This window comes from Jatrophihabitans cynanchi (assembly GCF_027247405.1).
Taxonomy (GTDB): domain Bacteria; phylum Actinomycetota; class Actinomycetes; order Mycobacteriales; family Jatrophihabitantaceae; genus Jatrophihabitans_B; species Jatrophihabitans_B cynanchi.
On record NZ_CP097463.1, the window covers coordinates 723926 to 741495 of the forward strand.

The following is a 17570-nucleotide window of genomic DNA, read 5'->3' on the forward strand; positions in this document are numbered from 1 at the left end:
CCTCGTCGCTGGGTTCCGGGCGCAGCTCACGCCCGCTCCTGGGTGCCGGCTACGGACGGCGCGGCTCGCGCACCCCGGCCGAACCACCGCCGCTGTCGATCCACAACCGCACCGCGGCGCCGGCGGGAACCTTGGCGCCGGACTCCGGGCTCTGGTCCGTGACGGCGCCGCGCGGCCAGCCGTTCGCCCCCATCGGCACGCCGTCCGCGTCCCAGCCGGCCGCGGCCAGCCCGGCGTCGCGCAGCGCGGCGCACGCGTCGTCGCAGGACATCCCGATCACGTTCGGCACCCGCACCGTCGAGCGGCGGCGGGACTGACGCGCGGCTCGCGCGGTGAGTTCACTGCTCGCGCCGGCAACTGCCTCCTGCTTCGCTGCGGTCTCCTGCTTCGCTGCGGTCTCCTGCTGCGCGGCTGTCTCCTGCTGCGCTGCGGTCGGGGCATCGTCCAGATCGCGCCAGCGCTCCCAGGCCGACTGCCTGGTCACGCTCAGCCTGGTGGCGATCTCGGCCCACGACCGACCGTGCCTGCGCGCGGCCCGCACCGCGCCCAGCTCGGCCTGATCGAGCAGCCGGCGCACCAGGCCGACGTCACCGAGCGCGTCCAGCGCACCCGCGCCGTCGTCGGCATGCGAGCCGGCCGCGGGCCGGTCCCGATGCCATCCGGCCAGCCGGTCCCAGGCCCGCCGTCCGTCCGCCCACTGATGGTCCGTCATGGCGTCAGGTTACCCTGACGCGAGCGTCGGGGGCAGTGCCTGGTGCGTCAGGCCGCGCCGCGCCGCAGGGCGGCCGCGATCAGCCGGTCGACGAGGGCCGGGTAGTCGACGCCGCTGGCGGCCCACATCCGGGGGAACATCGAGATCGGGGTGAACCCCGGCATCGTGTTCACCTCGTTCACGATCACCTCGCGGCCGCCGGTGAGGAAGAAATCCACCCGGGCCAGGCCGGCGCAGTCCAGCGCGGTGAACGCGCGGCAGGCGGCGTGCTGCACCCGCGCGATCGCCTCGGCGGGCAGGTCCGGCGGGATGTCGAACTCGCAGGCGTCATCGAGGTACTTGGCCTCGAAGTCGTACCAGTCGTGCCCGCGCACCAGGCGGATCTCGGCAGGCAGGCTCGCATCCGGCCGCCCGGCCGCGTCCTCGAGCACGCCGCACTCGATCTCGCGCCCGCTCACCGCCGCCTCGACGAGCACCTTGCTGTCGTGCGCGAAGGCGAACTCGACCGCGTCCGGCAGGTCGGCCCACGCGTCCACCTTGCTGATGCCGACGCTGGAGCCGGCGCGTGCGGGCTTGACGAACACCGGCAACCCGAGGTGCCGCAGGCCGGCGGCCGCGACGTCGTCACCGCGGCGCAGCACCACGAACTCGCCGACGTCCAGCCCCTCGGCCCGCAGCAGCTTCTTGGTGAACTCCTTGTCCATCGCGGCCGCGCTGGCGAACACCCCGGGTCCGACGTACGGCACGCCGGCCAGCTCCAGCAGCCCCTGGATCGTGCCGTCCTCGCCGAACCGCCCGTGCAGCACGGGGAAGACGACGTCCACGCCGGCCAGCACCTGCGGTCCCGCGCCCGGATCGAGTACCACCAGCCCGGCCGAGGTCGGGTCACCGGGCAGCGCGACGGCGGTGCCCTTGTCCACCTCCGGCACCTGCCGGTCGATGATGCGCATGGCCGCCGGCTCGCCCTCGGTGAGCACCCAGCCGCCGGCCGGCGTGATGCCGATCGGCACCACCTCGTAGCGGTCCGGGTCCAGGGCCGCGATCACGCTGCCCGCGGAGACGACCGAGATCCCGTGCTCGCTGCTACGCCCGCCGTAGACGACGGCCACCCGGATGCGTCCCACGGCAGCCGACCCTATCGGGTCATACCGGGTCGGTTCATACCTCGCTCTTGACCGAGCGCGACATGAACCGCTCCAGCATCGCCTGCGGCGTCAGGCCACGGAAGCAGACCGCCTCGACGGCCTGGGTGATCGGCACGTCGACGCCGTGGCGCTGAGCGAGCTCGAGCACCGAACGGCACGACTTGGCCCCCTCGGCGACCTGGCCGTGCGTCGCCTCCTGAGCCTGCTGCAGGCTCTCGCCGCCACCGAGGCGGGTACCGAACGCGCGGTTGCGCGACAGCGGCGAGGAGCAGGTGGCGACCAGGTCCCCCAGCCCGGCCAGGCCGGCGAAGGTGAGCGGGTCGGCGCCGAGCGCGGTCCCCAGCCGCGACGTCTCGGCCAGCCCGCGGGTGATCAGCGAGGCGGCGGTGTTGTCGCCGTACCCCATGCCGTGCGCGATGCCGACGGCCAGCGCGATCACGTTCTTCACCGCCCCGCCGAGTTCGCACCCGACGACGTCGGCGTTGGTGTAGGGCCGGAAGTACGGCGCCGTCAGTGCCCGCTGGATCGCGACAGCCCGGTCCAGGTCGGTGCACGCGACCACGGTCGCCGTCGGCTGCTCGCGCGCGATCTCCAGGGCCAGGTTCGGCCCGGACAGCACGGCGATGCGTTCGGGCGCGGCGCCGGTGACCTCGGCGATCACCTCGCTCATCCGCTTCGCGGTACCGAGCTCGACGCCCTTCATCAGGCTGACCAGCGTCGCGGTCGGCGGCAGCAGCGGTGCCCAGCCGACCAGGTTCTCGCGCAGCGTCTGGGCCGGGATGGCGATCGCCACGAGTTCGGCACCGGCCAGCGCGGCCGCGGCGTCATGGGTGGCCGAGAGCTGCGGCGGCAGCGCGATGCCCGGAAGGTAGTCCGGGTTCGTGTGGGTCCGGGCGATCACCTCCGCCAGCTCGGGGCGGCGCGCCCACAGGGTGACCTCGTGGCCGGCGTCGACCAGTACCTTCGCGAACGCGGTGCCCCAGTTGCCGGACCCGAGGACCGCGGCCCTCATCCGGCCCCCTTCCGGGTCGCGCGGCTCCAGCGGAACAGCTTGCCCTCGGGCGCGGGGACGCCGCGCAGCTCGGCGACGTCCTGCCGCAGCCGCCGCATGATCACCTCGGTGATCTCGTGCAGCGCGGCGGCGTTCGGAGCGCGGTCACGGAAGGCCGACAGGTCGATCGGGTCGCCGATCGAGAGCACGTGCCGGGGCCGCGGGACGAGCTTGACCTTTTTGCGGTACAGGTCGATCTGCTGCTGCACGCCCCATTGGGCGATCGGCACGACCGGCACGTCCGGGCTGAGCGTCCAGAGCCGCGCGGCACCGGTCTTGCCGGTCATCGGCCAGCCGTCCGGGTCGCGGGTGACCGTGCCCTCCGGGTGCAGCACGATCACGCCTCCGGCGGCCAGCGACTGCACCGCCGCGGCCAGCGACTCGCGGGCGTCCACCGAGCCGCGCTTGACCGGGATGTGCCCCATCGCCCGCATCGCCGCGCCGACCACGGGGACCGCGAAGATCGTGTCCTTGGCCAGGAACCGCGGCCGCCGCGCCCCGTCCAGCACCATCTTGGCGACGAGGAACGGGTCGACGTGCGAGACGTGGTTCACCACCACGATCGCCGGGCCGGTCTGCGGCAGCTTCTCCAGGTTGCGATAGCGGATCTTGACCAGCGTCGAGAACGGCACGTACAGCACCGCAATGACGATGCCCCAGGCCCAGCCGACCCGCTCCCCGTACCCGGGACGGCGCAGCTTGCGCGTCATCGGCACCGCATCGTCTCCTACGTCCTCGTCGTTCGTCGGCCACTGCAGTCTGCCGCATCGGCGCGGGCGGGTCCGCGACACTTCCTAGAATGGCGAACCGTGTGGTGGACCGTTCTACTCCCGGCCAAGTCGCTGCCCGAGGCGAAGTCGCGGCTGGCCGGTGCGACCGGCGATGCTGCCGCGCACCGCGAACTGGTGCTGGCGATCCGGGCGGACACGATCGCCGCGGCACGCGCGGCCGACGGCGTGGCCCGGCTGGTCGTCGTGGTCGACACCGCGGCGGCGGCCGCGGCTGCGCCGCTGGCGTTCGTGCAGACCCGGCCGGGGCTGAACGCCGCGCTGGCCGAGGCCGCCGCCGACGCGGCTGCCCGCTGGCCGAGGCACGGCGTCGCGGCCCTGGTCGGCGACCTGCCCGCGCTGCGCCCGGAGGACCTCGCCGCGGCGCTGGCGGTTGCGTCCGCGTCCGCGCGCGCCTTCGTGCCGGACGCGGCGGGCACCGGCACCACCTTGCTGACCGCGCTTCCGGGCCGTGCGCTGGAGCCGGCCTTCGGTGCGGGGTCGGCCGCGCGGCACCGCCTGGCCGCCGTGCCGATTCCGGCCGGCCGCACCCTGCGGCACGACGTCGACACGGCCGAGGACCTCGCCGGCGCGGCCGAACTCGGACTCGGCGCGGCGACCGCGGCGGTACTGGCACGGCTGAGCTCATCACCTGCTGTTCACCTCGGGCCTGCATGATTGACACATGACCAGCGAGCTCGTCCGGCCGGACACGACCGATGCGACGGGCGGCTCCGGCGTCGACGAGCGCGAGCTGCCCGGCGACCGCTACGCCAACCGCGAGCTGTCCTGGCTCGCGTACAGCGAGCGGGTGCTCGCCCAGGCCGAGGACCGCGAGCTGCCGCTGCTCGAGCGGGTGAAGTTCCTGGCCATCTTCGCCAGCAACCTGGACGAGTTCACGATGGTGCGGGTCGCCGGCCTGAAGCGCCGCTCCGACATGGGGCTGCAGGTCGAGTCCGCGGACGGCCTGCTTCCTGCCGAGGTGCTGGCCCGGCTCGCCGAGCGCACCCTCGAACTGGCCGGCCGGCACGCACGCTGCTTCCGCGACGACGTCAACCCGGCACTGGCCGCCGAGGGCATCCACATCCGCCGCTGGGACGCCCTCGACGAGCAGGAGCAGTCGCGGCTCGCCGATTATTTCCGCAGCAAGGTGTTCCCTGTCCTCACCCCGCTCGCCGTCGATCCGGCGCACCCGTTCCCCTACATCTCCGGGTTGTCGCTCAACCTCGCGGTGCTGGTGCGTGATCCCGCCGGCAGTGTGCAGCGCTTCGCCCGGGTCAAGGTGCCGAACAACGTGCCGCGGTTCGTCGTCGTGTCGCAGACCCCGCTCGAGGCGGAGTACCTGCCGCTGGAGGACCTGATCGCCGCGCACCTGCCGATGCTCTTCCCGGGCATGGAGGTGATCGAGCACCACCTGTTCCGGGTGACCCGCAACGCCGACGTCGAGGTCGAGGACGACCGCGACGAGGACCTGCTGCAGGCGCTCGAGCGCGAGTTGATGCGGCGCCGCTTCGGTCCGGCCGTGCGCCTGGAGGTCGCCGACGACATCGACCGGGACGTCGTCGACCTGCTGGTCGAGGAGATCGAGGTCCCGGACGAGGACGTGTTCCACCTGCCCGGCCTGCTCGACCTCACCGCCCTGTGGCAGATCTACGAGCTGGACCGGCCCACGCTCAAGGACCGCCCGTTCGTCCCGGCCACCCATCCGCGCTTCGCCGAGGGCGAGACCCCGAAGTCGGTGTTCGCCACGCTGCGCGAGGGTGACGTGCTCGTCCACCATCCCTACGAGTCGTTCGCCACCAGCGTCCAGCGCTTCATCGAGCAGGCGGCGGCCGACCCGAACGTGCTGGCCATCAAGCAGACGCTGTACCGCACGTCGGGTGACTCCCCGGTCGTCGACGCCCTCGTCGATGCGGCCGAGGCGGGCAAGCAGGTGGTCGCTCTCGTGGAGATCAAGGCCCGGTTCGACGAGCAGGCGAACATCAAGTGGGCACGCGCGCTCGAACGGGCCGGCTGCCACGTGGTGTACGGCGTGGTCGGGCTGAAGACGCACTGCAAGACGGCGCTCGTCGTGCGCCAGGAGGCCGGCCAGATCAGGCGGTACGCGCACATCGGCACCGGCAACTACAACCCGCGGACGGCGCGGCGGTACGAGGACCTCGGCCTGTTCACCGCCGACGACGCGATCTGCGCGGACATCACCGACCTGTTCAACGTGCTGACCGGCTACTCGCGCCAGACCGAGTACCGCTCGCTGCTGGTCGCGCCGCAGCGCCTGCGCGCGGGGCTGATCGAGCGGATCGACCGCGAGATCGCCCACGCGCTGCAGGGCAAACCGGCGCGGCTGCAGTTCAAGACGAACCACCTCGTGGACGAGCAGATGATCGACGCGCTGTACCGCGCGTCGCGTGCCGGCGTGCAGGTCGACCTGCTGGTGCGCACGTCGTGCGCGATCCGGGCCGGCGTGCCGGGGCTGAGCGAGAACATCACCGTTCGCTCCATCCTGGGCCGGTTCCTGGAGCACTCGCGCAGCTACTACTTCGCGAACGCCGGCGAGTCCGAGTACTGGATCGGATCGGCCGACCTGATGCACCGCAACCTGGACCGCCGTGTCGAACTGCTCTGCCAGGTGACCGACGTGCACGCGCGCACCCACCTGCGCGACGTGCTCGATGCCGCCTTCGCCCCGGACACCTCGGCATGGCAGTTGCAACCGGACGGCAACTGGATACGCTCTCGCGGGAACGACTACCAGGAGCAACTGATGAAGCGCCTCGCCGATCGCGGCGAGTAGGCCGGTGGCCACTCGCACTGTCGCCGCGGCCGGCGGAGTGGTCTGGCGCCTGCACGACGGCACCGTCCAGGTCGCGCTGATCCACCGGCCGCGCTATGACGACTGGTCACTGCCGAAGGGCAAGATCGCCACCGGCGAGACCACCCTGGCTGCCGCGGTACGCGAGGTGAAGGAGGAACTCGGCGCGCAGGTGGCCGTCTCCCGCCGGATCGGACGGGTGCGCTACCAGATCGACGGCGCCCGCAAACACGTCACGTACTGGGCCATGCGTCACCTGGGCGGTCGGTTCGCGGCCAACGGCGAGGCCGACGCGATGCAGTGGCTCAGCATCGGCAAGGCACACAAGCGGCTGAGCTACGACGTCGACCGCACCGTCCTCGGCGACTTCGCTGCGACGCCGCCTGCCGATTCGGTGATCGTGCTGGTGCGCCATGCCAAGGCGGGGCGGCGAAGCGAGTGGCACGGCGAGGACGACCTGCGACCGCTGGACGACGTGGGCCGGGCGCAGGCCGATCGGCTGGTCGCCTTCCTGTGCTGCTTCGCGCCGGCCCGGCTGTACTCCGCCGACCGCACCCGCTGCGTGCAGACCCTGGAGCCGACCGCCGCTGCTCTCGAACTGACGATCACCCTCGAGCCCGCGTTCGCGGACGCGTCGTACTGCGCGGCGCCCGCGGCCACGCAGACGTCCCTGCTGGCGTTGGCCAAACCCGGCAAGGTGAGCGTGGTGTGCAGCCAGGGCATCACGATCCCGGCGCTGATAGACCGGCTCGCGCCCGGGGTCGCGTCGTCGGACACCCGCAAGGGCGCCGCCTGGGTGCTGTCGATGGTCGACGGGGATGTCGTCGCGGCCGACTACTACGAGGACGCAGTCCGCTGACCGTCTGCGCCGCCCCGCTCCCCTGACGAGGGCAACGGCGGGTGCGGACGCGTTGTCGCGTCCCCACCCGCCGTTGCCGACGGTGTCAGATCTAGCGCGCGGACTTGCGGGCGGTCGCCTTCTTGGCCGGCGCCTTCTTCGCAGCGACCTTCTTGGCGGGCGCCTTGGCCGCGGCCTTCTTCGCCGGGGCCTTCGCCGCCGCCTTCTTGGCCGGAGCCGCCTTCTTGGCCGGGGCCTTGGCGACCTTGGCGACCTTGCGGCGACCAGCGGTGATGTCCTTGAACTCGGCGCCGGCGCGGAACGCGGGAACCGAGGTCTTCTTCACCTTGACCGAGGCGCCGGTCGCGGGGTTGCGGGCGATGCGTGCAGCACGGTCACGCTTCTCGAACACACCGAAGCCGGTGAGTGCAACACGCTCGCCCTTCGCCACCATCGAATAGACGGTGTCGATGACCGCGTCGAGCGCCGCTGCTGCGCGCTTCTTGTCTCCGTCGAGACGCTCGGCGAGCGCCTCGATGAACTGAGCCTTGTTGGGCACGTGTCCTCCCAGGACGGTTACGTTGACCAGATTGGTCGTTCGCCTCGACACGCTAGGACTTTCTGGCGCTCGGAACAACGCAATCGGCTTGTGTCGCAGGACTTTTCTTCCCGGCGACGCGGCGGCCGAGGGCGCCGCGGGCCGTGATTTACCGCGATTCCCCTTAGCTGGTAAGGGGAATCGCCGCTTTCAGACGGCGACAGCCGGCAACCACGGTTTGCGGCTCGCTTCGTACGCGTCGACGGCATCGGTGTGTCGCAACGTGAGCCCGATGTCGTCCAGACCCTCCATCAGCCGCCAGCGCGTGTAGTCGTCCAGCGCGAAGTCGTGCGTCTCGCCGCTCCACCGCACCTGGCGCTCGACCAGGTCGACGGTGACCTGCAGGTTCGGATCCTGCTCGACGTCCTCCCACAGCCGCTGCACGATCTTCTCCGGCAGCTCGACCGTGAGCAGCCCGGCCTTGAGCGAGTTCCCGCGGAAGATGTCGGCGAAGCGAGGCGAGATGACCACCTTGAAGCCGTAGTCCAGCAGGGCCCACACTGCGTGCTCACGCGAGCTGCCGGTGCCGAAGTCGGGCCCGGCCACCAGCACCGTCGCGCCACGGTACGCGGGCTGGTTCAGCACGAAGTCCGGCTCGTTGGTTCGCCAGGCGCTGAACAGGCCGTCCTCGAAGCCGGAGCGGGTGACCCGCTTGAGGTACACGGCCGGGATGATCTGGTCGGTGTCGACGTTGCTGCGGCGCAGCGGGATCGCGGTGCCGCTGTGGACCGTGAATCTATCCATTGCTCAGGCCTCCAGGTCTGCCGGTGCTGCGAGGTGGCCGGCGACCGCGGTCGCCGCGGCTACCAGCGGCGACACCAGATGGGTGCGTCCGCCCTTGCCCTGACGTCCTTCGAAGTTGCGGTTGGACGTCGACGCGCTGCGTTCGCCGGGCGCGAGCTGGTCCGGGTTCATGCCGAGGCACATCGAGCAACCGGCCTGGCGCCACTCCGCGCCGGCCGCGGTGAACACCGCGTCCAGCCCCTCCTGCTCGGCCTGCTTGCGCACCCGCATCGAGCCGGGGACGACCAGCATGCGTACCCCGTCAGCGACCTTGCGACCGTCGATGACCTTGGCGGCTGCCCGCAGATCCTCGATGCGCCCGTTCGTGCACGAGCCGACGAACACCGTGTCGACCTTGACCTCGCGCAGCGGGATGCCCGGCTGCAGCCCCATGTAGGCCAAGGCCTTCTGCGCCGCGACCCGGTCGGACTCGTTGGCAAAGCTGTTCGGGTCGGGCACCGCCGCGCCGAGCGGTGCACCCTGCCCGGGGTTGGTTCCCCAGGTGACGTACGGCGTGAGCGTGGTCGCGTCCAGGGTCACCTCGGCGTCGAACTCGGCGTCGTCGTCGGTGCGCAGGCTCGTCCAGTACTCGACGGCGGCGTCCCACTCGGCACCCTTCGGCGCGTGATCCCTGCCCTTGAGGTACGTGAACGTGGTCTCGTCCGGCGCGATCATGCCGGCCCGCGCGCCCCATTCGATGCTCATGTTGCAGACCGTCATGCGGCCTTCCATGGACATCTGCTCGAAGGTGCTGCCGCGGTACTCGACCATGTAGCCCTGGCCGCCGCCGGTACCGGTCTTGGCGATGACGGCCAGGATGACGTCTTTGGGGGTGACGCCGTCGGGAAGTTCGCCGTGCACCGTGACGGCCATCGTCCTGGGCCGGTCCATCGGCAGCGTCTGGGTGGCCAGCACGTGCTCGACCTGGCTGGTGCCGATGCCGAACGCGAGTGCGCCGAACGCGCCGTGGGTGGAGGTGTGCGAGTCGCCGCAGACGATGGTCATGCCCGGCTGGGTGATGCCGAGCTGCGGACCGATGACGTGGACGATGCCCTGCTCGGCGTCGCCCATGGGGTACAGCCGGATGCCGAACTCGGCGCAGTTGCGCCGCAGCGTCTCGATCTGGGTGCGGCTGACCTCGTCGGTGATCGAGCTGGTGCCGACCAGCGGCAGCGTGTAGTCGGTCGGGGTGTTGTGGTCCTCGGTCGCCAGGGTGAGATCGGGGCGGTGCACGGGCCGCCCCGCCAGCCGCAGTCCGTCGAACGCCTGCGGGCTGGTGACCTCGTGCACCAGGTGCATGTCGATGTACAGCAGGTCCGGTTCGCCGGCCGCGCTGCGCACGACGTGGCTCTCCCAGAGCTTCTCGGCCAGAGTCTTTCCCATGACGCCTCTTTCCGCCGTGCGGCTGCCGCGCTTGCAATCTCACTATCTGAGACACTAGTATCGCTGTATGGGACAGCCTAGCAGCACGGGTCAATCCAGCGGAATCGGTGTCGTCGACAAGAGCGTCGCGATCCTGGGAACCGTGGCGCAGGCGCCACGCACCCTGGCCGAACTGGTGGACGCCACCGGCCTGCCCCGCGCCACCGCCCACCGGTTGGCCGTCGCGCTCGAGGTGCACCGGTTGATCGCGCGGGACGCAGAGGGACGCTTCGTGGTCGGCCCGCGGGTCGGCGAGCTGGCGACCTCGCTGCCCGATCCGCTGGTCGCCGCGGCCGGCCCGATACTCGCCTGGATCCGCGACGAGTGCGGCGAGAGCTCGCAGCTGTTCCGGCGCGACGGCAACGAACGGGTCTGTATCGCGGCGGCCGAGCGGGCCACCGGGCTGCGGACCACGGTGCCGGTCGGCTCACGGCTGCCGCTGAGCGCCGGCTCGGGCGCGCAGGTGCTGTGTGCCTGGGCCGAGCCATCCTCGCTCGGACACGTACTGGAGGGGGCCGAGTTCACCGCGCGTTCGCTCGCCGACGTGCGCCGGCGCGGATGGGCTCAGTCGATCGGGCAACGCGAGGCGGGGGTCGCGTCGGTGTCCGCTCCCGTGCTGGACGCCGGCGGGGTGTTGCTCGGCGCGTTGTCCCTGTCCGGCCCGATCGAGCGGCTGGGGCGCAATCCCGGCCAGCGCTTCGCGCCGGTCCTGGTGACCGGTGCGCGCCGACTGGCCGCCGCGCTGGGCTGATCCGGCGTTCTGGCATACCCGTCCGCGCACATCGGGCTCTGCCAGCACTGTTGCGTGCAGAACCCGATAGCGTCCCGCGCACACATCGGGCTCTGCAGGCACTGTTGCATGCAGAACCCGATAGCGGCCCGCGCTTCGCGCCGGTCCTGGTGACCGGTGCGCGCCGACTGGCCGCCGCGCTGGGCTGATCCGGCGTTCCGGCATACCCGTCCGCACACATCGGGCTCTGCCAGCACTGTTGCGTGCAGAACCCGATAGCGGCCCGCGCACACATCGGGCTCTGCATGCACTGTTGCGTGCAGAGCCCGATAGCGGCCCGCGCACACATCGGGCTCTGCATGCACTGTTGCGTGCAGAGCCCGATCATCGCGCCAAGGCGAGGGTGGCGGACGCGGCCACCGCCTCGGTCAGCGCCAGCCCCGGATGATGAAGCCGTCGGTGAGGACGCAGGACACGATCAGCTCGGCTTGGTCGATCAGCGGGCCGAGGTCGCGGGCGCGCAGCGGGGCGTGTTCGAACAAGACCAGGTTCGCGCCGCGTTCAGGTGAGGTGCGCGATCGGTACGCGATGCCGTCGCACCGGTCGCCGAACCAGTCCCGGACGAGATCGCTCAGCCGCTGGCAGGCGATCCATACGTCCTCGGCCCGTGCCGTGTTGATCTGATCGTCCAGCCCCAACGCGTCCAGGACGCGATCCCGACGCAGGTCGACAACGCGGACCGAACCGGTCAGCTCGACCAGCCGGAGCGTCCGGTCGCTGTGGCGCACGATGCGCGCCGCCTCGTCGAAGCGTTCGCGCATGGCCACCCGAGGCGCGTCTGCGGCATACCGGACCCGCGTCGCGCCGGACGCCGGATCGAAGCGGTACCGAGGTGACCGGAACGGCCGCCACGACCAGCGTTCCGGCGGTTCGCGGTCCAGCCGGTACCAGGGCTGCCGGAGGGTGACCAGTCGAAGCTGCGCGGGCCGGTCGTTCGGCAGCCGCGAGCCGTAGTCACCCACCGCCGGCGACGCGGACGTAGTGCACCGCCCGGTCCGGCTCGCCCGCGGCGAGCAGGTCGGCCGGGCTGCGGCCGCCCTCCTCCGGCAGGCTCTGGCGCATGATCGCGTCGGCCACCAGCACGTCGCCGTCGTCCTCGGTCAGCGCGGCGATCAGCTGCGGCAATCCTGGTGCCGGCCTTCCGTTCACGAACTGCCAGGACGGGAAGTAGGACCGTCCGGAGATCTCGATCGACATCAGGCGGCCCTTTGCGACGCGAGCCGACACCGCCTGCCGGCTGATCCCGCCGAGCAACTCGGCGACGTCCGCGGTGGTGTATGAGCGTGCCCGCAACTCGCGAAGCATGGTCGCCTCCCGGTACGCGTTCAGCGTCTTCGCCAGCGTCACCGTCGTGTCGTCCAGGGGATCGGCCAGCGCGTCCGGGTCGGCGATCAAGCGCAGCGCGGGAAGCACCAGGTCCGGCTCCTGCTCGAGCCTGCGACGGACCGCCTCGAGGACCGCGGCGCGGCTCTGCTTGGACACGGCGTCACCTCCTGGTTGACGTGCTTGACACCAGCCTACGCCGTGTCAACTTTGTCAACCACTGAGCTCACCAGGCCGTGGCGACGTACGTCGTCTCCAGGTAGGCGTCGATGCCCTCGTAGCCGCCCTCGCGGCCCAGCCCGGATTGCTTCACGCCGCCGAACGGCGCCGCCGGGTCGGACACCAGCCCCCGGTTCAGGCCGACCATGCCCACCTCGAGCCGCTCGCACACCCGCAGCCCGCGGGCCAGGTCACCGGTATAGACGTAGCCGGTCAACCCCATCTCGGACGCGTTGGCGATCGCCAGCGCGTCGTCCTCGTCGCGCACCGAAATGATCGGCGCCACCGGGCCGAACACCTCCTCGGTCGCCGCCGCCGAGTCGCGCGGCACACCGGCAAGCACGGTCGCCGGGTAGAAGAAGCCCGGCCCGTCCGGACGCTCGCCCCCGAGCACCGCGGACGCGCCGGCGGCGACCGTGCGATCCACCTTGTCGGCGATGCCCTCGACGGCCTTCGCGTTGATCATCGGCCCGAGCTGGGTGTCCTCCGCCGTCCCCGGGCCGAGCCGCAACGCGCCCATCGCCTCGGCCAGCCGCTTGCCGAAGTCCTCGGCCACCTGCTCGGCGACGAGGAACCGGTTCGCCGCCGTGCACGCCTGCCCGCCGTTACGCATCTTGGCGAGCATGGCGCCCTGCACGGCCGCGTCCAGATCGGCGTCCTCGAGCACGATGAAAGGATCGTTGCCGCCTAGTTCGAGCGAGGTGTTCACGATCCGGTCGGCGGCCTGCTTGAGCAGCATGCGACCGACACCCGTCGACCCGGTGAACGACAGCTTGCGCACCCGCGCATCGGCCAGCGCCGTCTCAGTCAACTCGCCGGGCCGGTCGGTGGTCAGCACGTTCACCACCCCGGCCGGCGCACCCGCCTCGTGCAGCAACTGCGCCAGCAGCAACGCCGTCAGCGGGGTGTCCTCCGCCGGCTTGAGCACCACGCTGCACCCGGCCGCGAGCGCCGGGCCGATCTTGCGGGTCGCCATCGCCGCCGGGAAGTTCCACGGCGTCAGCAGCAGCGCGACTCCCACCGGCTTGCGGAAGGTCAGGATCCGATTCGCGCCCGACGGCGCCGTGCGCAGCGCCCCGTCGATGCGCACCGCCTCCTCGCCGAACCAGCGGAAGAACTCCGCCGCGTAGCTCACCTCGCCGCGCGCGTCGGTCAGCGACTTGCCCATCTCCAGCGACATCAGGAAGGCGAGATCCTCCTTGCGCGCCAGCATCGCCTCGAAGGCGCGGCGCAGCACCTCACCCCGCTCGCGCGGTGCCGTCGCCGCCCAGTCGCGCTGCGCGTCGGCGGCCACGCCGACCGCCCGCTGCACGTCATCCACCCCGGCCCGCGGCACCGCGCACAGCACCGAACCGTCCGAGGGGTTCAGCACCTCGAAGGTGCCTGCCGAGCCGTCGGCCCACTCGCCACCGACGAACATCTGGCTCGGGACACCAGCAGGAAGACTCATCACAGCGCCTCTCGCGACGGCGGTCGGCGCACCCGACCGTCCTGCTGCCAGCTTGCCACCCGCGCGGCACGGCTCAGGCGGACACCTGCTCGAACCCGTAGTAGAGCGCCAGCGCGGCCTGCACTCCCAGCGCCAGCGGCGCGGAGAGGAAGGCCAGGCCGATGGTCGCCGCGTAGATGAACGTGCCGACGGAGAAGCGCAACAGCGAACTCCGCTCGGCGGCGGCACCCAGTGGCGCGGCTATGAGCCGGCCACCCCGCACCGCACGCACCCAGATCAGGCTGAACGCGATCGCCGCGAGAGCCAGGTTCGCGCTGTAGACGGCTTCGGCCACCGACGCGTCCGGGCCGCCCCCGCCGAGATAGCGAGACACCAGCGATGTCGGGAACGGCAGCAGCGACATCCACAACAACAGCAACAGGTTCAGGAACAGCAACGGCCGGTCCGTCCGGACGATCGCGCGGAACATCGAGTGATGGTTGACCCACATGATGCCGATCACCGCGAAGCTGGACAGGTAGGCCGCGAACTGCGGCCATTCGTGGATCAGCTTGTGCCACAGGCTGCCGTCACCCCCGGGGACCCTGAGCTCCAGCACGAGCAGCGTGATCGCGATCGCGAAGACGCCGTCGCTGAACGCCTCCAGCCGCCCGGTGTCGGCCTGATCGTCGGTCGCGGGCGCGCTCATGCGGTGCAAGGTTAGCGGGCGGTCCGCTGCTCCTGATAGCGGCCGCGGGCGAGCCGGGCCAGTTCGGGCGGCGTCGGCACGAGGAACAACGAGCACCTCGCGGTCCGAGCACGCCGGCATGCGTGAGAGGCTGCGGCGATGAGCGAGTACTCCGGACGGACCGTGTTCGTGTTCGGCGCCGCGGGCGCACTCGGCAGTGGCCTGGCGGAGGCGTTCCGCGGCGCGGGCGCGCAGGTCGTCGGCTTCGACCGGGTCGAGCCGGACGGCGCGCACCGGCTGGACGGGGTCGGCTACCGCGGTGCCGACGTGCTCGAGGACGGCGCGCTGGGCGCCGCCTTCGATGCCGAGCCGGTGCCGTGGGCGGTGATCAACGTGATCGGGGGTTTCGCCGGGCGCCGGCCGCTGACCGAGTTCGACCCGGCCGAACTCGCCCGGCAATTGCAGCTCAACCTGACCTCCGCCGCACTGATCACCAAGCACGCGCTGCGGCGGCTGGGCGAGCGCGGCGAGGGCCGCGTGGTGCACACCGCGAGCCGGGTGGCGCTGCGGACCGAGGGCAGCGGGTTCGCCTATTCGGTGAGCAAGCTCGGCGTCCTGCACCTCGTCCAGATGGCCGCCGCGGAGACCCACGGCTCCGGCATCACCGTGAACGCGGTCGTTCCGAGCATCATGGACACCCCGGCGAACCGTGCATCGATGCCCGGCGCGGCCCACGAGCGTTGGCCGAAGGTGGCAGACGTCGCGGCCGCCTACCTGTTCCTCGCCTCCCCGGCCGCGCAGCTCGTGTCCGGCGCGGCGCTGCCGGTCTACGGCCTCACCTAGAACTTGTTCTAAGTTCCGGCTACGGTGCGGGGTGTGCGGGACACCATCCGGGACATCGAGCAGCTCAAGTACCGCTACCTGCGCACGCTCGACCTGAAGGATTGGGACGCGCTCGAGGGCACCCTGACCGCTGACGTGGTCGCGAGCTACGGCCCGAAGCTGAGCTTCACCGGGCGCGCGCGGCTGGTCGCGTTCCTTCGCACCTCGCTCGGCCCCGCGATCATCACCGTGCACCAGTGCCACCACCCGGAGATCACGGTGGCCGGCGATCACGCACGCGGCACCTGGTACCTGCACGACCAGGTGATCGTGCTCGAGCAGCGGCTGCTGCTCACCGGCGCGGCGTTCTACGAGGACCACTACCTGCGCGAGGCGGACGGGCAGTGGCGCATCGCGCGCACCGGCTACGTCCGCAGCTACGAGGCGACCCAGTCACTGGACGACGTCCCGAGCTGGCGCCTGACCGCGAACCGTTGGGGGTGACGGGTGAAGGCGAAGCCTAAGGGGCTGGACCGGCCCAGCACGGTGAAGATCATCAAGGCGATGTCCACCGCGCACACCTGGCTGTACCGGCGCAGCGGCGGCCGCCTGGGGCGCAAGTGGCACGTGGGTAGCGCGCTGCGGCACGGCGTGCCGGTCTGCCTGCTCACGACGACCGGCCGCAAGAGCGGCGTGCCGCGCACCGTCCCGCTGCTGTACCTGGCCGATGGCGAGGACGCGGTGCTGGTCGCCTCGCAGGGCGGTCTGCCCACGAACCCGCAGTGGTACTACAACCTGCTGGCCGAGCCGGCGGTCACCGTGCAGCTCGGGACGCGGACGCGCGCGATGCGGGCCCGCGTCGCCGACGCCGCGGAGCGTGCGGTGCTCTGGCCGCGGCTGGTGCGGCTGTATGCCGACTACGAGAACTACCAGAGCTGGACGGACCGGGAGATCCCGGTGATCATCTGCGAGCCGGTTCGGTGAGCCGGGCGGCTCGGTCCGGCTCTCGGGTGGCGGGCACGATCACCGTGGCCAGCGCAAGCAGCGCGGCGGCGATGCTGAGCGCCCGCAGCACGCCGACATGGCTGCCCAGGAAGCCGATCACCGGCGGACCGGCCAGGAACGCGGTGTAGCCGATGGAGGACACCACGCTCACCCGGCGCGGTGCGAGCGCCGGGTCGTCGGACGCCGCGCTCATCCCGACCGGGAAGCCGAGGGCGGCGCCGGCCCCCCACAGCAGCGTGCCGAGGTAGGCGACGGGCAGCGCGGCGCCGATGACGACGAGAACCAGGCCGACCAGCGCCAGGCCGACCGAGATGCGCAGCACGGGCACCCGGCCGAACCGGTCGATGGCTGCCGGACCGAACCAGCGCGCCGTGGTCATCGCGGCGAGGAACACCGCGAACACGCTCGTCCCGACCACCGCCGAGGTGTGGTAGCCGTCGATCACCGCCACCCCGAGCCAGTCGTTGCCGGTGCCCTCGGTGAACGCGGCGCACAGCACGAACACGCCGATGAGCAGGGTGCGCGGTTCACGCCAGGCCGTGAGCGCCGCGCCGCGCGGCGCCGCCTCGCCGGCCGGTGCGTGCGGGGCGTCGGGCAACTCGGGCAGGAAGTGGCGGACGGAGTACGGGACGATCCCCACCACGAGCACCGCGGTCGCGATCATGTGGATCGTCACCGAGACGTGCCAGGCGACCAGCGGCACGCTGATCAGGGCGCCGGCGACCGTACCCACGCTGAAGCCGGCGTGAAAGCGGGGCATGATCGAGCGGCCCAACTGCTGCTCGACCGCGGCGGCGTGCACGTTCATCGCGACGTCCCACGCACCGTTGCCGAACCCGACGAGGACGAGCCCGATCACCACCGGCGCCGGCCCGAAGCGGTAGCCGACGCCCGCGACCACCAGGCCGGCGCCGAGCAGCACCGACATCCGCCCGACCGTCCAGGCCGCGCCGAAGCGGTGGATGATCGAGCCCGCCAGCGGCAGCGCGACGAGGGCGCCGAGCGCCAGCGACAGCAGGATCAGGCCGAGGACCGCGGGGCTGACCTGCAGCCGATCGCGCACCTGGGGAATGCGGGCCGCCCAGCTGGCGAAGGCGAATCCGGCCGCGATGAAGGCGACCGACGTGGCGTGCTTGGCCGGCCGCGGCCCCGTCGATGACACAGCC

The 17570-nt window shown here is 71.7% G+C and carries 19 protein-coding genes; 7 read left to right on the plus strand and 12 right to left on the minus strand.

Annotation, left to right across the window (positions count from 1 at the left end):
- Window positions 1-49: 49 nt before the first annotated feature.
- Genes M6B22_RS03470 through M6B22_RS03485 form a run of 4 tightly spaced genes read right to left on the minus strand, consistent with a single transcriptional unit; the run spans window position 50 to window position 3618 of the window.
- Entirely contained in the window at window positions 50-712 is a 663-nt protein-coding gene (locus M6B22_RS03470; RefSeq protein ID WP_269444384.1) for a PASTA domain-containing protein, read from the minus strand.
- Window positions 713-759: 47 nt separating this feature from the next.
- A complete protein-coding gene (locus tag M6B22_RS03475) occupies window positions 760-1836 on the minus strand; it encodes a D-alanine--D-alanine ligase family protein (RefSeq protein ID WP_269444385.1) in 1077 nt (358 codons plus the stop codon).
- A gap of 34 nt (window positions 1837-1870) precedes the next feature.
- Window positions 1871-2869 (minus strand): NAD(P)H-dependent glycerol-3-phosphate dehydrogenase, encoded by a 999-nt coding sequence (locus M6B22_RS03480; RefSeq protein WP_269444386.1) that lies wholly within the window; start codon window positions 2867-2869, stop codon window positions 1871-1873.
- Entirely contained in the window at window positions 2866-3618 is a 753-nt protein-coding gene (locus M6B22_RS03485; protein ID WP_269445806.1) for a lysophospholipid acyltransferase family protein, read from the minus strand. Before M6B22_RS03485 ends, M6B22_RS03480 begins: the two co-directional genes overlap by 4 nt.
- A gap of 99 nt (window positions 3619-3717) precedes the next feature.
- Between M6B22_RS03485 and cofC the strand changes: the two genes are divergently transcribed.
- The 3 genes from cofC to M6B22_RS03500 are packed head-to-tail and all read left to right on the plus strand — an operon-like array spanning window position 3718 to window position 7346.
- Window positions 3718-4353, plus strand: a complete 636-nt coding sequence (gene cofC / locus M6B22_RS03490) for a 2-phospho-L-lactate guanylyltransferase (RefSeq protein WP_269444387.1) — start codon at window positions 3718-3720, stop codon at window positions 4351-4353.
- Window positions 4354-4360: 7 nt separating this feature from the next.
- Window positions 4361-6469: an RNA degradosome polyphosphate kinase gene (locus M6B22_RS03495; RefSeq protein ID WP_269444388.1), complete on the plus strand. Its 2109-nt coding sequence runs from the start codon at window positions 4361-4363 to the stop codon at window positions 6467-6469.
- A gap of 4 nt (window positions 6470-6473) precedes the next feature.
- Complete coding sequence (locus M6B22_RS03500) at window positions 6474-7346, plus strand: NUDIX hydrolase (RefSeq protein WP_269444389.1); 873 nt, start codon at window positions 6474-6476, stop codon at window positions 7344-7346.
- 91 nt (window positions 7347-7437) lie between these two features.
- Here M6B22_RS03500 and M6B22_RS22080 read toward each other — a convergent pair whose 3' ends face one another.
- From M6B22_RS22080 to leuC, 3 genes are all read right to left on the minus strand, one after another.
- Window positions 7438-7884, minus strand: a complete 447-nt coding sequence (locus tag M6B22_RS22080) for an HU family DNA-binding protein (RefSeq protein ID WP_269444390.1) — start codon at window positions 7882-7884, stop codon at window positions 7438-7440.
- A gap of 189 nt (window positions 7885-8073) precedes the next feature.
- Window positions 8074-8667, minus strand: a complete 594-nt coding sequence (gene leuD / locus M6B22_RS03510; RefSeq protein WP_269444391.1) for a 3-isopropylmalate dehydratase small subunit — start codon at window positions 8665-8667, stop codon at window positions 8074-8076.
- A 3-nt stretch (window positions 8668-8670) separates the two neighbouring features.
- Entirely contained in the window at window positions 8671-10089 is a 1419-nt protein-coding gene (gene leuC, locus M6B22_RS03515; RefSeq protein WP_269444392.1) for a 3-isopropylmalate dehydratase large subunit, read from the minus strand.
- A gap of 67 nt (window positions 10090-10156) precedes the next feature.
- Between leuC and M6B22_RS03520 the strand changes: the two genes are divergently transcribed.
- Window positions 10157-10879 (plus strand): IclR family transcriptional regulator, encoded by a 723-nt coding sequence (locus M6B22_RS03520; protein WP_269444393.1) that lies wholly within the window; start codon window positions 10157-10159, stop codon window positions 10877-10879.
- A gap of 407 nt (window positions 10880-11286) precedes the next feature.
- Here M6B22_RS03520 and M6B22_RS03525 read toward each other — a convergent pair whose 3' ends face one another.
- The 4 genes from M6B22_RS03525 to M6B22_RS03540 form a co-directional block, all read right to left on the minus strand.
- Window positions 11287-11880 carry an RES family NAD+ phosphorylase gene (locus tag M6B22_RS03525; protein ID WP_269444394.1) on the minus strand — a complete coding sequence of 198 codons (594 nt, stop codon included), beginning with the start codon at window positions 11878-11880 and terminating at the stop codon, window positions 11287-11289.
- Window positions 11873-12400, minus strand: a complete 528-nt coding sequence (locus M6B22_RS03530; RefSeq protein WP_269444395.1) for a hypothetical protein — start codon at window positions 12398-12400, stop codon at window positions 11873-11875. The genes M6B22_RS03525 and M6B22_RS03530 overlap by 8 nt, the downstream gene beginning before the upstream one ends.
- A gap of 67 nt (window positions 12401-12467) precedes the next feature.
- Window positions 12468-13910: an NAD-dependent succinate-semialdehyde dehydrogenase gene (locus M6B22_RS03535; protein WP_269444396.1), complete on the minus strand. Its 1443-nt coding sequence runs from the start codon at window positions 13908-13910 to the stop codon at window positions 12468-12470.
- Between the two features lie 73 nt (window positions 13911-13983).
- On the minus strand, window positions 13984-14598 hold the full coding sequence (locus tag M6B22_RS03540; RefSeq protein WP_269444397.1) for a TMEM175 family protein: 615 nt from the start codon (window positions 14596-14598) through the stop codon (window positions 13984-13986).
- A 138-nt stretch (window positions 14599-14736) separates the two neighbouring features.
- Here M6B22_RS03540 and M6B22_RS03545 point away from each other — a divergent pair, with 138 nt between their 5' ends.
- Genes M6B22_RS03545 through M6B22_RS03555 form a run of 3 tightly spaced genes read left to right on the plus strand, consistent with a single transcriptional unit; the run spans window position 14737 to window position 16383 of the window.
- Window positions 14737-15420 (plus strand): SDR family NAD(P)-dependent oxidoreductase, encoded by a 684-nt coding sequence (locus tag M6B22_RS03545; protein WP_269444398.1) that lies wholly within the window; start codon window positions 14737-14739, stop codon window positions 15418-15420.
- 33 nt (window positions 15421-15453) lie between these two features.
- Window positions 15454-15903: a nuclear transport factor 2 family protein gene (locus M6B22_RS03550; protein WP_269444399.1), complete on the plus strand. Its 450-nt coding sequence runs from the start codon at window positions 15454-15456 to the stop codon at window positions 15901-15903.
- A 60-nt stretch (window positions 15904-15963) separates the two neighbouring features.
- Window positions 15964-16383 (plus strand): nitroreductase family deazaflavin-dependent oxidoreductase, encoded by a 420-nt coding sequence (locus M6B22_RS03555; protein WP_407935633.1) that lies wholly within the window; start codon window positions 15964-15966, stop codon window positions 16381-16383.
- Here the strand turns inward: M6B22_RS03555 and M6B22_RS03560 are convergent.
- Window positions 16361-17566 (minus strand): MFS transporter, encoded by a 1206-nt coding sequence (locus M6B22_RS03560; RefSeq protein ID WP_269444401.1) that lies wholly within the window; start codon window positions 17564-17566, stop codon window positions 16361-16363. The genes M6B22_RS03555 and M6B22_RS03560 overlap by 23 nt on opposite strands.
- Window positions 17567-17570 lie beyond the last annotated feature (4 nt).

What these genes read in the sequence shown, in the direction of transcription:
- M6B22_RS03545 (WP_269444398.1), top strand. Translation starts at nt 14,737, where the DNA reads ATGAGCGAGTACTCCGGACGGACCGTGTTCGTGTTCGGCGCCGCGGGC.
- M6B22_RS03480 (WP_269444386.1), bottom strand. Translation starts at nt 2,869, where the DNA reads ATGAGGGCCGCGGTCCTCGGGTCCGGCAACTGGGGCACCGCGTTCGCG.
- M6B22_RS03520 (WP_269444393.1), top strand. Translation starts at nt 10,157, where the DNA reads ATGGGACAGCCTAGCAGCACGGGTCAATCCAGCGGAATCGGTGTCGTC.
- leuD (WP_269444391.1), bottom strand. Translation starts at nt 8,667, where the DNA reads ATGGATAGATTCACGGTCCACAGCGGCACCGCGATCCCGCTGCGCCGC.
- M6B22_RS03540 (WP_269444397.1), bottom strand. Translation starts at nt 14,598, where the DNA reads ATGAGCGCGCCCGCGACCGACGATCAGGCCGACACCGGGCGGCTGGAG.
- M6B22_RS03555 (WP_407935633.1), top strand. Translation starts at nt 15,964, where the DNA reads ATGTCCACCGCGCACACCTGGCTGTACCGGCGCAGCGGCGGCCGCCTG.
- leuC (WP_269444392.1), bottom strand. Translation starts at nt 10,089, where the DNA reads ATGGGAAAGACTCTGGCCGAGAAGCTCTGGGAGAGCCACGTCGTGCGC.
- M6B22_RS03535 (WP_269444396.1), bottom strand. Translation starts at nt 13,910, where the DNA reads ATGAGTCTTCCTGCTGGTGTCCCGAGCCAGATGTTCGTCGGTGGCGAG.
- M6B22_RS03470 (WP_269444384.1), bottom strand. Translation starts at nt 712, where the DNA reads ATGACGGACCATCAGTGGGCGGACGGACGGCGGGCCTGGGACCGGCTG.
- M6B22_RS03495 (WP_269444388.1), top strand. Translation starts at nt 4,361, where the DNA reads ATGACCAGCGAGCTCGTCCGGCCGGACACGACCGATGCGACGGGCGGC.
- M6B22_RS03485 (WP_269445806.1), bottom strand. Translation starts at nt 3,618, where the DNA reads ATGACGCGCAAGCTGCGCCGTCCCGGGTACGGGGAGCGGGTCGGCTGG.